The sequence below is a fragment of the Saccharomonospora sp. NPDC046836 genome, from assembly GCF_040645195.1.
Taxonomy (GTDB): Bacteria; Actinomycetota; Actinomycetes; order Mycobacteriales; family Pseudonocardiaceae; genus Prauserella_A.
The window spans coordinates 391,706-405,415 of the sequence record NZ_JBEYXW010000003.1 but is presented as its reverse complement, the minus strand read 5'-3'; the positions used below and the strand labels follow the sequence as shown (position 1 = coordinate 405,415).

The 13,710-nt window shown below is 70.0% G+C and carries 9 protein-coding genes and 2 pseudogenes; 9 read left to right on the top strand and 2 right to left on the bottom strand.

The window, feature by feature from the left end:
• The 3 genes and pseudogenes from ABZ863_RS06655 to ABZ863_RS06645 form a co-directional block, all read left to right on the top strand.
• Positions 1 to 255 (top strand): annotated as a pseudogene (locus ABZ863_RS06655) (mannose-6-phosphate isomerase, class I); the annotation flags it as partial.
• A gap of 54 nt (positions 256 to 309) precedes the next feature.
• Positions 310 to 1,245 (top strand): cation diffusion facilitator family transporter, encoded by a 936-nt coding sequence (locus ABZ863_RS06650; protein WP_358531776.1) that lies wholly within the window; start codon positions 310 to 312, stop codon positions 1,243 to 1,245.
• A 251-nt stretch (positions 1,246 to 1,496) separates the two neighbouring features.
• Positions 1,497 to 2,285 carry a hypothetical protein gene (locus ABZ863_RS06645; RefSeq protein ID WP_358531774.1) on the top strand — a complete coding sequence of 263 codons (789 nt, stop codon included), beginning with the start codon at positions 1,497 to 1,499 and terminating at the stop codon, positions 2,283 to 2,285.
• Here ABZ863_RS06645 and ABZ863_RS06640 read toward each other — a convergent pair whose 3' ends face one another.
• The gene (locus ABZ863_RS06640; RefSeq protein ID WP_358531772.1) at positions 2,286 to 4,598 is read right to left on the bottom strand and encodes a hypothetical protein; all 2,313 of its coding nucleotides are present in this window, start codon (positions 4,596 to 4,598) and stop codon (positions 2,286 to 2,288) included.
• Between the two features lie 107 nt (positions 4,599 to 4,705).
• Here ABZ863_RS06640 and ahcY point away from each other — a divergent pair, with 107 nt between their 5' ends.
• Positions 4,706 to 6,220 (top strand): adenosylhomocysteinase, encoded by a 1,515-nt coding sequence (gene ahcY / locus ABZ863_RS06635; protein WP_358531770.1) that lies wholly within the window; start codon positions 4,706 to 4,708, stop codon positions 6,218 to 6,220.
• 141 nt (positions 6,221 to 6,361) lie between these two features.
• Entirely contained in the window at positions 6,362 to 7,030 is a 669-nt protein-coding gene (locus tag ABZ863_RS06630) for a dTMP kinase (RefSeq protein ID WP_358531768.1), read from the top strand.
• On the opposite strand, the gene ABZ863_RS06625 is transcribed toward ABZ863_RS06630, so the two are convergent.
• Positions 6,996 to 8,357 (bottom strand): FAD-binding oxidoreductase, encoded by a 1,362-nt coding sequence (locus ABZ863_RS06625; RefSeq protein WP_358531766.1) that lies wholly within the window; start codon positions 8,355 to 8,357, stop codon positions 6,996 to 6,998. The genes ABZ863_RS06630 and ABZ863_RS06625 overlap by 35 nt on opposite strands.
• An 89-nt stretch (positions 8,358 to 8,446) precedes the next feature.
• On the opposite strand from ABZ863_RS06625, the gene ABZ863_RS06620 reads away from it, so the two are divergent.
• From ABZ863_RS06620 to ABZ863_RS06605, 4 genes and pseudogenes are all read left to right on the top strand, one after another.
• Positions 8,447 to 9,406 carry a YafY family protein gene (locus tag ABZ863_RS06620; protein ID WP_358531807.1) on the top strand — a complete coding sequence of 320 codons (960 nt, stop codon included), beginning with the start codon at positions 8,447 to 8,449 and terminating at the stop codon, positions 9,404 to 9,406.
• A gap of 74 nt (positions 9,407 to 9,480) precedes the next feature.
• Positions 9,481 to 10,157 (top strand): annotated as a pseudogene (gene mtrA / locus ABZ863_RS06615) (MtrAB system response regulator MtrA).
• Between the two features lie 107 nt (positions 10,158 to 10,264).
• On the top strand, positions 10,265 to 11,950 hold the full coding sequence (gene mtrB, locus ABZ863_RS06610; RefSeq protein WP_358531765.1) for an MtrAB system histidine kinase MtrB: 1,686 nt from the start codon (positions 10,265 to 10,267) through the stop codon (positions 11,948 to 11,950).
• Positions 11,947 to 13,698 (top strand): LpqB family beta-propeller domain-containing protein, encoded by a 1,752-nt coding sequence (locus ABZ863_RS06605; protein WP_358531763.1) that lies wholly within the window; start codon positions 11,947 to 11,949, stop codon positions 13,696 to 13,698. The genes mtrB and ABZ863_RS06605 overlap by 4 nt, the downstream gene beginning before the upstream one ends.
• Positions 13,699 to 13,710: the final 12 nt, after the last annotated feature.

Genomic DNA, 13,710 nt, shown 5'->3' with positions numbered 1-13,710 from the left:
CCCGAATTCGAACTCTCCCGCATCCACTGGCCCCCCCACGACCGCGGCGAACACCACCTCACCACCACCGGCCCCGAAATCCTCCTCTGCACCGCAGGCGAACTCCTCCTCGACAGCGACGACGGCACCAAAATCGAACTCCACACCGGCCAATCCGCCTGGCTCCCCGCCACCAACCCCACCATCCACATCCGCCCCACCGGCACCCAAACCACACACCTCTACCGCGCCACAGCAGGTACCTGCGCGGACTGAGCAGCCGCGCTCTAAGCTGCACGCGATCTCACTGGTGCGGCTCGCGGAGGACAAGTGGCGGCAAGCGGCGGTACGAAGGCGATCCTGGCGGCGCTCGGCGCGAACGCCGGTATCGCGGTGGCGAAGTTCGTTGGTTTTCTGATCACCGGCTCATCGTCGATGCTCGCCGAGTCGGTCCACTCGGTCGCCGACACGTCCAACCAGGGCTTGCTGCTGCTCGGACAGAAGACCTCACAGCGCAAGGCCACCCGCGAGCACCCGTTCGGCTACGGCCGCGATCGGTACTTCTACTCCTTCATCGTCGCGCTGATGCTGTTCACCCTTGGGTCGGCGTTCGCGCTGTACGAGGGCATTCACAAGGTCCAGCATCCCGAGGAACTGTCCTCGCCCATGGTCGCGGTGGTCATCCTGGTCCTCGCGATCTGCCTGGAGACCTACAGCTTCCGCACGGCGATCGTCGAGTCGCGCAAGGTCAAGGGCGACAAGTCGTGGTGGGCATTCATCCGGCAGTCCAAGACGCCGGAGCTGCCGGTTGTGCTGCTGGAGGACGCCGGCGCGTTGCTGGGCCTCGTTTTCGCGCTGACCGGTGTCGGCCTCTCGGTGCTCACCGGCGACCCGGTGTGGGACGGCATCGGCACGATCATGATCGGTGTTCTCCTCGGCGTCATCGCGATCATCCTCATCATCGAGATGAAGAGCCTGCTGATCGGCGAGGGTTCCGGCGAGACCGAACTGGCGACTATCGTCGGCGAGCTCACGGTGGGCGACATCGACCGGGTCATCCACATCCGCACGCAGTACATCGGCCCGGACGAGCTGCTGGTCGCCGCGAAACTGGCCATGCGGCCGGGGTTGCCACTCGCCGACGTGGCGCGCGCGATCGACCAAGCCGAGAGCCGGGTCAGGGCGAAGGTACCCGCCGCCCGGTTGATCTATCTCGAACCCGATCTCGACCGCACTGTGCCTGACGACGTGGTGCCGCAGCGGTAGTAACGCCACGTCTCGGACGGGGATCTGGCGTACGAAATCGGTTGAACAGTCCATTGCGGACAGGTTGCTCCAGGTGAGGTTGCGATCCGGCCGCAATTGAGATCGAGAAGGTAACCGAACGGGACCAGTAAGATCACCGGTTACCGATTTGGGTGAAGTGTGGTCACCTGATCGAGATAACCTCCGTGCGGCTTGTACGCCGGGACTGGCGTCGCCACCTTCCGTCCCCACCACCTCGCACGGAGTCCTGCATGTCTGTGAGTTCGAGATCCCGCCTGCGCACGTTCGCCGTGGCCGCCATGACGTTCGGCCTGCTGGCCGGAACAGCCGGTCTGGCCTCCGCCACCGGTTCGAAAGAAGATCCGCGCGCCGAGATCACGCCCGGCAACGCCACGACCTGTGCGGACGCCGGACTCGCTGGCACGCTCCTGGAGAAAGGCGTCGACTTCACGTTCGTGAAGGGTGGCCAGGAGGATCAGTTCGTCACGATCGAGACGGTTGCCGCCGGGGTCACCGTCAGCGGCATCGTCGTCAAGGGCGGCCCCGCCTACAACATCTACGTTCCGGGGGAGCGCGGTCTTGCCGTGACGCCGCCGTGGGAGAAGCTCCGCTCGCCGCTGAACAGGGGTGGCAACATCCCGGTCATCAGCCACTGGTACGTCTGCGGCGACAAGACGCCGACCACCACCACGACGACGACGGACACCGAGACCACGGAGACGACCACCGAGCCGCCGCAGCCGAGCGAGGGCACCGAGACCACGGAGTCCACCGAGACCAGCGACACGACCACCAGCGAGTCGACGACCGGCAGTGAGCCGACCACCAGCGAGAGCGGTCCGGCCACCAGGACGTCTGGTATCGACGGTGCCGTGACAACAACAACAACGAGCGCGGCCGCGGTGTCGCCTGCCGGCGAGAGCGACGACCTGGCGTCCACCGGTTTCAGCGGTGCGTGGCTGCTCGGCCTCGGCGCGCTGCTGCTGGTCGGCGGTGGTGCGCTGCTGTTCCTGACCAGGATGCGTCGCAGCAAGGCCTGATCAGCGCCTACGCGGCTGGCCCAGCAGGTCCCCGAACAGGGGCACCTGCTCGGCCAGCCGCGTTGTCATGTCAGCACGTTCCAGGCCGGCGGCCAGCACAATGGCGCGGTCCCATTCCGGATCGGCCACGTAGTCGGCGTGGCGGCGCACACCGGCAACCCACCGGCGACCGTTGATCGGCTCCCGCATCGGGTCGGGCAGCCAGTGATCACCGCCGAGCACGAGCACACCGGTGGGCCCCTGGATCGCGGGCTTCAGTGCGCCGACACCGCCATCGGGCAGGTACCCGACGCCCAGCAGCTTGTCGTGCGCCACCTGGTGCCGCCAGGTCGTTGCGCCGCCACCGAAGGTGTCGGTGCCACGGCACAGGCCGCGCCAGCGCCCGTCGAGTTCGCCGTACAGGCGCGCGAGCGAGTCGTGCGGGAACAGCGCGGGAAACGCTCGCTGGTACCCCCACTGCAAAGGCGCTCCCGCCGTCAGCACCCCGACCCGCGAGCGGTCGGTCTCGGGCAGTTCGGCGGCCAGCCGCGCCGCGGTGAGCACCGCGAGCAGGCCGCCGACGTGGTAACCGGCGAGCACCACACGCGTGGAAGGTTCGGCCAGGTGGTGCCGTGCCCGCTCGGCGAGTTCGGGCACCACCTTCAGCGCATAGGACGGCGGCACCGCGGGATGCGCCGCCCGTGGCCAGAAGCAGACGAGATCGGTGAACGCGGCGAGGTGGCGGTTGCGTTGCGGCCCGGTCGCTGCCGTGTACACCACTCGCAGTAGCCCGGCCGCGAGCGCCCAGAGTGCCACCACACCCAGTCCGGACAGCGGATCGAGCCAGCCGGGCACCGACCCGTAGCTGAAACGCACCGCCAGCAACACCGCGACACCGAGCGCCATCAGGAACACGATCGCGAGCACGATGCGATGCAGGTACTTGCGTTCCCAGCTGGCTCTCGCCCATGCCGCCGCGGCCTCCCGCGCGTCGCCCTCGCTGGTCTCCATGAGCCGGACCACGTCCGGAACACCGCGGGTCGCTCGCCGCAGGGGCACCGCGATCGCGAACCCGGACACCGTGAACAGGGCCGTTACCGCCAGCGCCCCGCCCCAGAGCACCGTGATCAGCGTGTAGCTCTCCGGTAGCCGCAGGCCGTCGACCCGCAGCAGCTGGCGCAGGGCGATCGCGAGCCCAGCGCCGAATCCGCCGCCGAGCAGGCCGGCCAATGCGAGTGTCGGCGCGGCTGCCCAGCCACCCGCCCACGGCCGGAGCCGGCGGGGCAGTGCCGCCCAGGCGGGCCTGGCGAGCAGCGCCGCCGGCGCCAACAGCACCGCGAAGACCACGCACACCGCGAGCAAAACGGCGCCGATGCCCTCGACGGTGTCGTCGGTACCGGGCAGCGCCGCAGGAAGCGGGGTCCGCACCACAGCGGCGGCAACCGCGAGCGCGGCGGCCACCAGCAGGAACACCGCGCGCGTGACCGCGCCGAACAGCCGGTGCGCGCGGACCGCGGTCGCCAGCACGGCGATCCCGAGCAGCACCAGCGTGGGCACCCACAGCACCATGTCCGCGGTCGGCTGCGGCACCCGCAGCGGTCCGCCGAGCAGGAGCAACGCGACGGTCGCGAGTGCGGCGACCGTGTGCAGGCAGCGCAGTGCCGCGGTGTCGGGGCCGTCGGTGAGCTCGTCACCGGGCAGCTTCGGACCCGGCTCGGTGGAGCGCTCCGGCGCGTTGATCCGCCACTTCGCCGAGGACACCCGGTGCAGCACGAGCACGACCAAGAAAAGGGGCACCACCCCGATCGCCGTGCGGACGCCCGCGACGTCGCGTAGCCACGACGGCCCCGAGGCCAGGCACGCGGCACCGGGCGCGAGGCACTGCGCGGCGAACAGGTCCAGCGTCACCACAGCCAGCTGGCTCATCAGCAGCATGGTCAACAGCAGCGCGGCGGTACGCAGCAACGCACGGCACAGCACGCCCAGCAGGGCGGCGAGCTTCCTGCCCTCCGGCACCGGCGGCAGCATCCAGTGCGCCACGTTCGCCAGTGAGAACGGGAACAGCAGCGCCCAGGTGGCTTTCGCGGCGCCGCCGGAGGTCATCCGGCTCCAGAGGTAACCCTCGAGCGTGCGGGGCACCGATCGGCCCAGTGCCTGCAGCACAGGGCCGGGCGCCGGCCTGCGGAGCCGGTCGGCAGGCCGGATGATCCGGCCGACGCCGTCGCCGGCCACCTCGACGGTGCCGACCGAGTCGAGCAGTGACTCGCCGCTGGTGCCGATCAGCCCTGGAACACGCAGTTCAACGACGCGAGTATCGGGGCCGGGTAGGGGCACCTGCACATCTCCTTGCTCGGGCGGACGGTGGCGGAGCAAACCACGGTAATGTGCGAGTGACGGTGAGGCCGGTTTGCGGCACAGCGAGTCTGGAGGATTGTTCCGAGATGACCCCTGAAAGCGTTGCTCCACGACACCACACGCGTAATGGTGTCGAGTTCGCAGTCGCGGATCTGGAGCTGGCGGAGTTCGGGCGCAAGGAGATCCGGCTGGCCGAGCACGAGATGCCCGGGCTGATGGCCCTGCGTCGCGAGTACGACGGGGTGTTCCCGCTGCGCGGCGCGCGGGTGTCGGGATCGCTGCACATGACGGTGCAGACGGCCGTGCTGATCGAGACGCTGGTCGCGCTGGGGGCGGAGGTGCGGTGGGCGTCGTGCAACATCTTCTCCACCCAGGACCACGCCGCCGCGGCGGTGGTGGTTGGCCCGTACGGGACGCCGGAGGAGCCCAAGGGCGTGCCGGTGTTCGCGTGGAAGGGTGAGTCGCTCGAGGACTACTGGTGGTGCACCGAGCGGATGCTGACCTGGGACGACGAGGGCCCGAACATGATCCTCGACGACGGCGGCGACGCGACGATGCTGGTGCACAAGGGCACCGAGTACGAGAAGGCAGGCGTGGTGCCGCCTGCGGACGACAACGACTCCGACGAGTGGAAGGTCTTCCTGGCGCTGCTGCGGGAATCGCTCGTGGCGGACAGTGGAAAGTGGACGAAGGTCGGTGAGGGTATCCGCGGCGTCACCGAGGAGACCACCACCGGTGTGCTGCGGTTGTACCAGCTCGCCGCGCAGGGACAGTTGCTGTTCCCGGCGATCAACGTCAACGACTCAGTGACGAAGTCGAAGTTCGACAACCGGTACGGAATCCGGCATTCGCTGATCGACGGCATCAACCGCGGTACCGATGTGCTGATCGGCGGCAAGGTCGCCGTGGTGTGTGGTTACGGCGATGTGGGCAAGGGCGCGGCCGAGTCGCTGCGCGGCCAGGGCGCGCGTGTCGTGGTGACCGAGGTCGACCCGATCTGCGCGCTGCAGGCGGCGATGGACGGCTACCCGGTCCGGACGCTTGAATCGGTGCTGCCCGAGGCCGACATCGTGATCACCACGACGGGCAACAAGGACGTGGTGATGGCCGAGCACATGGCCCGGATGAAGCACCAGACCATCGTGGGCAACATCGGGCATTTCGACAACGAGCTCGACATGGCCGGGCTGGCGCGGTACCCCGGGATCCGGCGGATCAACATCAAGCCGCAGGTCGACGAGTGGGTATTCCCCGCCGGGGGTCCGGGGGCCGCCGCCCGGGATGGACACAGTGCGGATGGGCACTCCGTGATCGTGCTGTCCGAGGGGCGGTTGCTGAACCTGGGCAACGCCACCGGGCACCCCAGCTTCGTGATGTCGAACAGCTTCTCCAACCAGGTCATCGCGCAGGTGGAGCTCTTCACCAAGCCCGAGGAGTACGACCGCGAGGTCTACCGGCTGCCGAAGAAGCTGGACGAGAAGGTCGCCCGTATCCACCTGCAGGCTCTCGGCGGTGAGCTGACCAAGCTCACCAAGGAGCAGGCGGAGTACATCGACGTCGACGTGGAGGGCCCCTACAAGCCCGACCACTACCGCTACTGAAAACTGCCCCCAAGACCACCTTGTGCGAACACAGCGGCGCGCAGCGTCTCCGTTTGGGTGGTGGTGGGAGACGGGTGGGCGCGTTGAACGCAACCAAGGTGGCCTTGGGGAGCGAAAGCCCGCGCGGCATAGGGTGCTCGTGTGGGTCGACTGGTGGTCATCGAAGGGCTCGACGGGGCGGGTAAGCGCACGCTGACCGATGCGCTGACGAAGTCGCTGCACGACGCGGGTGCGAGTGTGGCGACGTTCGCCTTCCCCCGGTACGGCACTAGCGTGCACGCCGATCTGGTGCGCGAGGCCCTGCATGGTGCGCATGGCGACCTCGGCGAGTCGGTTTACGGCATGGCGCTGCTGTATGCCCTGGACCGGCGCGGCGCGGCCGAGGAGCTCCGCGCCGCGCTGCGGGTCCACGACGTGGTGCTGCTCGACCGGTACGTCGCGTCCAATGCCGCCTACCAGGCCGCTCGGTTGCACGAGGGCGCCGACAGCGCGGTGGTCGAATGGGTCCGCACGATCGAGATCGACCGCTTCGGCCTGCCGGTCCCCGACACGCAGATCCTGCTCCGGGTCGCGCCGGAGGTCGCCGCCGCGCGGGCAGAGCACCGGGCCGCGGCTGACGCCGAGCGCCCCAAGGACGCGTTCGAAGCCGACGACGGCCTGCAGGCCCGGTGCGCCCGCGTCTACGACGAGCTGGCCGCGGCCGGCTGGCTGTCGCGCTGGTACGTCGTCGACGGCACCGTGGACATCGACTTCGCCCGGCTCGCGGCGACGGTGCTCACCGCCGAGCCGCCGGAATCGGGTGGTTGCTGACCAACGTCGCGCGCGGGTCGTAGCGGGCCTTCAGCTCGGTGAGCCTGCGATAGTCGTGCGGCTCGTAGGCCGAACGCACCTCCTCCTCGTTGAGGGGGCCGAAGCTGAAGTTCAGCAGGCGGCCGAGCGTGGCCGGGGCGAACGGCGCGATGGCATCGCCGTGCACTGCGCGCACGGTGTCCTCGGCACCCGGCTCGACCAGTGACAGCACGCCCAGCGAGTACGCGGCGCGCCGATGCCCGACGGCGCTGGGCACCCGCGGTGGCCCGGCGAGCGCGCCGCCGAGGTGCCGTAGCCCCACCACGCACAACACCGGCGCCGATGGCCCCGCCAATGTGGTCAGCGCGGCGAGCGCGGCCGGGTCGAGCTCGCTCAGCAGCCTGTTCGCCGAGCAGTACGCATGCGGCACGTCCGGCTCGTCGAACACCGTGCCCGACTCGGAGTAGGGCAGCTCGCGCAGCGTGTCCCGCAGGATCGGCCCCAGCGCGCGCAGTGGCTCCACCAGCTGCCGGCCATCGGCCACACTGCCGGTGTAGGCGATCTGCAGCTGAGCGACATGCCTGCCGCGCAGGGCCTGCGGCACCATCGGCAGGTCGGGGAACGGCAGCATCGCCACCGCCGAGGTCATCTCGTCGGGCACCGTCTCCGTCCAGCGCTGCCACCCGGCGAGCACGTCCGGCGCCTGCTCGGCGTCGATGAAGAGCCCGCCGCCGTAGAGGTGGCGCACCGGCATCAGATCGATCTCCATCCCGGTGACCACGCCGAAGTTCCCGCCGCCGCCCCGCAGTGCCCAGTACAGGTCCGGCTCACTGTGCGGCGTCACCTGCCGCAGGCGTCCGTCCGCGGTCACTACCTGCAGGCTGCGTACGTGGTCGGCGGCGAAGCCGTAGCGCCGGGAGAGCAGGCCGATGCCGCCACCCAGCGTGTACGACACCGCACCCACCCCTGGCGCACTGCCGGACAGCGGTGCGAGGCCGTGTGGTGCAGCCGCATCGATCACCTGCTGCCAGCTCGCACCCGCCTCGACCCACGCGGTTCGCGCCGACGGGTCCACCCGTACGCCGGCCATGCGGCGGGTGCTGATCAGGACGCCGCCGTCCAGCGGCCGGTTCAGCCCGTGCCCGCCGGCCTGCACGGTCACCTGCTGGCCCCGCGTCGTGGCGTACTCGACGGCGGCACGCACGTCGTCCTCGCCGGTCGCGCCCGCGATCACGGTGGGCCGGTGCGCGCCGGATCGCTGGAAGCCTGTTCGCTCCTCGTCGTAGTCCTGTCCGCCGGGCAGGAACAGCGGTCCGGCGGTGCGCAGCTCGTTGATCGTCTCGGTCATACGGCCACGGTAGGAACCGTTGAGGACGCATCTTGTCCTCGAGAAATGGCAGTCTGCTCTGAGTGAACGAGAGGTCGGCACGCAAGGACATGCCGGGGCGGCTGCTGCGCCTGCTGTCGCTGCTGCAGAGCCGGCGGGAGTGGTCGGGCACCGATCTCGCGGAGCGGCTGGGCGTCACCGTGCGCACGGTACGTCGCGACATTGATCGGCTGCGTGCGCTCGACTACCCCGTGGAGAGCACCACCGGCACCGCTGGTGGGTACCGGCTGACGTCGGGGCGCAACCTGCCGCCACTGCTGCTCGACGACGACGAGGCCGTGGCCGTTGCCGTAGGCCTGGTGACCGCGGCGGGTGGCAGCGTTGCCGGTATCGAGGAGAGCTCGATGCGGGCGCTGGCGAAGCTGGAGCGCGTACTACCCGCGCGCCTGCGGCCACGGCTCGGCGCGCTCGGTGGGGTGGCCGCCGCTGTTCCGCACCGGGACGTCCCTCGCGTCGATCCCGGCGTGCTGGCGGTGCTCGCCGCGGCGTGCCGGGATGCGGAGCTGCTGTCCTTCCACTATCGCGGCCGGAACGCCGACGGCGGCGAGCGCAGGGTGGAGCCGCACAACCTCGTCACCGTCCGGGGCCACTGGTACCTGCTCGCCTTCGACCCCGGCCGCGACGGCTGGCGCACGTTCCGCGTCGACCGGATGGCGGAGCTCCTCCCGACCCGAAGGCCGTTCACCCGGCGCGAGCTGCCGGTGCCCGACCCCGCCGGGTACGTGAGCAGCTCGTTCGCGAACGCCTCCTACCGCTACACCGCACGGCTGACGGTGGACCTGCCGGCCGCCGACCTCAGAGCGCGGCTGTTCGCCCACGTTCCCGGCGAGATCGCCGATGCGGGCCCCGCCCGCTGCACTGTCCGGCTCAGTGCCGACTCCGCGGAGCTGATCGTGCAGTACGTGGCCGCCATCGCCGCGCTCGAAGCCGGGTTCGAGCTGGACGCGCCGGCGGAGATCGAGGACAGGGTGCGCGAGCTGGGCGTGCGGCTGACCACCCCGTACGAATAGTCCGATCGGACTAGTCGTGGCGGGCAAAGCCGGGTCCCGCGCGCGGACGGCGGCGCCAGTGCGAATATGTGCTCATGAAGGCACGTGTGTTGGTCGTCGACGACGACCCCGCTCTGGCTGAGATGCTGACCATCGTGCTCCGCGGCGAGGGTTCGACACCGCGGTGGTGGCCGATGGTTCACGTGCGTTGCCCGCGCTGCGTGAGCTGAAGCCCGACCTGGTCCTGCTCGACCTGATGCTGCCCGGCATGAACGGCATCGATGTCTGCAAGGCCATCAGGGCGGAGTCCGGCGTCCCGATCGTCATGCTGACCGCCAAGAGCGACACCGTGGACATCGTCCTCGGACTCGAATCCGGCGCCGACGACTACGTTGTCAAGCCCTTCAAGCCGAAGGAGCTGGTGGCGCGGGTGCGGGCGCGGATGCGGCGCACCGAGTCCGAGCCTGCCGAGAGCCTCACGATCGGCGACCTCAGCATCGACGTGCCCGGGCACGAGGTCACCAGGGACGGCAAGGCCATCCCGCTCACGCCGCTGGAGTTCGACCTTCTCGTCGCGCTCGCGCGCAAGCCACGCCAGGTGTTCACCCGCGAGGTGCTCCTCGAGCAGGTGTGGGGTTACCGGCACGCTGCCGACACCCGCCTGGTGAACGTGCACGTCCAGCGCCTGCGCTCCAAGGTCGAGAAGGACCCGGAGCACCCGGAGGTCGTGCTGACGGTGCGCGGCGTCGGCTACAAGGCAGGCCCGCCGTAACCGGCGCGCGGGCGGCGGCGTGCTCTGCCAGCGGGAACGGATAACCTAGCGGAGTCCAAGTCCCGGCGACACGGTCGTGTCGCGCATTCGAGAACAGGCACGAAGCCATGAAGGATCGGCTGGCCAGGTTCGGCTGGTCGGCAATGGTGCTGGCCCGCCGCGCGGCGGCGTACGGCCGGCGCAAGGCCGTCGCGTTCGGCGAGCTGTGGCGGCACTCGGTGCAGTTCCGGGTGACCGTGTCGACGCTCGCGCTGTCGTCGGCGGTTGTCTTCGTGCTCGGCATGGTCCTGCAGAACCAGATCACCGAGCGGTTGGTGGACACCAAGGAGCGGGCGGCCACAGCGCAGCTCCATGTCGTCGTGCAGACGGCGGAGACCGAGCTCGCCGGCGACGCAGGCCAGGACGAGGCGTTGCGCAACCGGCTCACCAATGCGATCAAGAAGATCACCAGCAGCTCCGTCGCGACACAGGACGCCGCGAACTCGGCAGCGGGTGCGTTCGAGCCGGTGCTCGCCGCGGGCGACCCCGACCAGGCGTCCATGCACGCCGTCTACGCCGGTCCCTACGACAAGGTGCCCACGGGGCTGCGCAACTTCGTCGAGAACAACTCCGAGGCCAAGCAGATCCACACCGCGGACGGCGCGACCTACCTCATCGTCGGCGCGCCGGTCACGACCACGACCCGGCCGGTGCAGTTGTATCTGCTCTTCCCGCTGGCCACCGAGCAGAACACGGTCGCGACAGTGCAGAACACGCTGCTGGTCGGTGGCCTTGTGCTCTTGCTGCTGCTGGCGGGCATCACGAACATGGTCACCCGGCAGGTCGTGCGGCCGGTGCGCCGGGCGGCCGCGGCCGCGGAACGGTTCGCCGAAGGGGACCTGGATCGCCGGCTCGACGTGGTCGGTGAGGACGACCTCTCCAAGCTCGCGATGTCCTACAACGCGATGGCCGCCAGCATCCAGCGGCAGATCCGCCAGCTGGAGGAGTTCGGCCAGCTGCAGCGGCGGTTCACCTCCGACGTCTCGCACGAGCTGCGTACCCCGCTGACCACGGTGCGGATGGCGGCCGACGTCCTGCATGCCTCCCGCGAGCAGTTCCCCGCCGGCCTTGCCCGCTCCACCGAGCTGCTGGTCGACGAGCTCGACCGCTTCGAGACCCTGCTGCGAGACCTGCTGGAGATCAGCAAGCTGGACGCCGGTGTCGAGGAGCTGTCCGCCGAGTTGATCGACGTGCGGCCGATCGCGCGCCGAGCGGTCGAGCAGGTCAGGGTCATCGCGGGCACCGCGGGCAGCCCGATCGAGCTGGAGCTGCCCGAGGAGGAGGTGACGGCCGAGGTCGATGCGCGCAGGGTCGAGCGGATCCTGCGGAACCTGCTCGCCAACGCCGTCGACCATGGCGAGGGCAAACCGGTGAGGTTGCGCCTCGCGGCGGATGAGGACGCGGTGGCGATCACCGTCCGCGACTACGGGGTCGGTTTGCGGCCCGGAGAGGCTGACCTGGTGTTCAACCGGTTCTGGCGTGCCGATCCGTCCCGGAACCGCCGGACCGGCGGCACCGGGCTCGGGTTGGCGATCAGCCAGGAGGACGCGCGGCTGCACGGCGGCCACCTCGACGCGTGGGGTGAGGTCGACAAGGGCTCCTGCTTCCGGCTCACCCTGCCGCGCCACGCGGGTGACCCCGTTGACCGCAGCCCGTTGCCGCTGCCGCCCACCGACGCAGTCGTCACGGTGCCCCTCGGAAACGGTCACGCCGAGATCGCGTTGCTCGCAGTCGAACACGAGGAAGTCCGGTGATCCGGGGCAGGACCAGGGCGTTGCTGGCCCTGTTCGCCGGCCTGCTCGCTCTCGCGGGGTGCGCCGCCATCCCCGCGCAGTCGCAGCCGGAAGCCATCCCGCGTGAGCGGGTGGGCCCGCAGCCGAGCCAGGAGGTGCCTGCCCCCGCCGCCGACCTCGACCCGCTGTCGGTGGTGCGCGACTTCGTCAGCGCCAGCGCCGATCCCGGCAACGACCATGCGGCAGCCCGCGCCTACCTGTCGGGGGACTCGCGCAAGCGCTGGAAACCGGATCAGAGCCTGACGATCATCCAGGACGAGTTCAGCACGGTCTATCCCCCCAGCAGTGAGCAGTCGCCAGACCAGGACGAGAAGCTCGTGCTGGTGCGGGGAACCCACGTCGGCAGGCTCGGCCCGGACAGTGCGTTCATTCCGTCCGAGGACCCGGTCGAGGTACCCGTGCGGCTACGGCTGCAGCAGGACGGGCAGTGGCGCATCGTGGATCCGCCCGAGAGCATCCTGATCACCTATAGCGACTTCACCGAGAACTACCTGCGGGTGCCGATCTACTTCTTCGCGCCCGATTCGAGCGTGCTGGTGCCGGATCTGCGTTATGTCGTCGCCCGGCCGCAGTCCGGCCTGCCGGCGCGGGTGATGGACCTGCTGCTCGCGGGGCCGTCGAACAGTCTCACCGGCGCTGTCCGCAACCCGCTCGGCGATGAGGCCACGCTGGAGAGCAACGTCGCCGGGGCCAACGACGGTGCGCTCGTGGTGCCGCTGTCGGGTGTCGAGGACCAGAGCCAGCAGCACAAGGAGCTGATCGCGGCGCAGGTGGTGCGCTCGCTGCAGGGCGTCACGACGAGCCGGATCCGCCTGCTCTCGGACGGTACGTCGCTCGTGCAGGGACACATCGACTGGCGGCCCGGTGACCTCCCGGCCTACGAGGCGCAGTCGTCGCCGAGCTCGGAGCTGCCAGGGCTGATGACCGTCAACGGCAAGCTGCTGTCCCTCGGGTCGGGAGCACCGATCGACGGTCCAGCCGGTGCCGGGGCCTACAACGTGGAGAGCGCGGCACAGTCGATCAGCGGCAACCAGCTCGTGGTCGTCGAGCGCGTCGGTCCGCTCGTCCAGCTACGCGTCGGCGACTACGGCGCGGAAAGCCAGGTCGTCGACCTGCGCGGGATGACCATGACGCGGCCGAGCTGGCGGCCGGGCACCGGCGGCGGCCCGTCCGGCGAGTTGTGGACGGCCGTCGACCACAACAACGTGGTGCGGGTCCTCCGTGGTCCGGACGGGCGGTGGATCCCGCAGTCGGTGAACGCCAGCGAGGTGCTGACCGTCGGGCCCATCACCGGGCTCCGGCTGTCCAGGGACGGCACCCGCGTCGCGATGATCGCGGGCGGGCACGTCGTGGTGGCCTCGGTGGTGCGCGGGGCCGACGGCACGTCGGTGACCCTGCGCGCGCCGCGCATCCTGCAGGCGGGCGAGCTACGCAACGTCGTCGATCTCGACTGGATCGGCCAGGACACCCTCATCGTGGCGACCGGCTCCGACTCGATCCCGGTCGCCAGGGTCCCCGTCGACGGTCTGCGGCTCGACCAGTTCAACAGCTCGAACCTGACTCCGCCGGTGCAGGCCATCACGGCCGCTCCCGGCAGGCCGATCGTGGTGGCCGACGCCACCGGCCTGTGGACGGCGAGCGACGTCGGCGACGTGTGGCGTCCACACGCGCACAGCCAGGCGGCGGCGAAGCCGTTCTACCCGGGCTGAGCCACGAAACTG

Coding starts and splice junctions, on each gene's coding strand:
- ahcY (WP_358531770.1), top strand. CDS start 4,706: ATGACCCCTGAAAGCGTTGCTCCACGACACCACACGCGTAATGGTGTC.
- mtrB (WP_358531765.1), top strand. CDS start 10,265: ATGAAGGATCGGCTGGCCAGGTTCGGCTGGTCGGCAATGGTGCTGGCC.
- ABZ863_RS06645 (WP_358531774.1), top strand. CDS start 1,497: ATGTCTGTGAGTTCGAGATCCCGCCTGCGCACGTTCGCCGTGGCCGCC.
- ABZ863_RS06620 (WP_358531807.1), top strand. CDS start 8,447: ATGCCGGGGCGGCTGCTGCGCCTGCTGTCGCTGCTGCAGAGCCGGCGG.
- ABZ863_RS06625 (WP_358531766.1), bottom strand. CDS start 8,357: ATGACCGAGACGATCAACGAGCTGCGCACCGCCGGACCGCTGTTCCTG.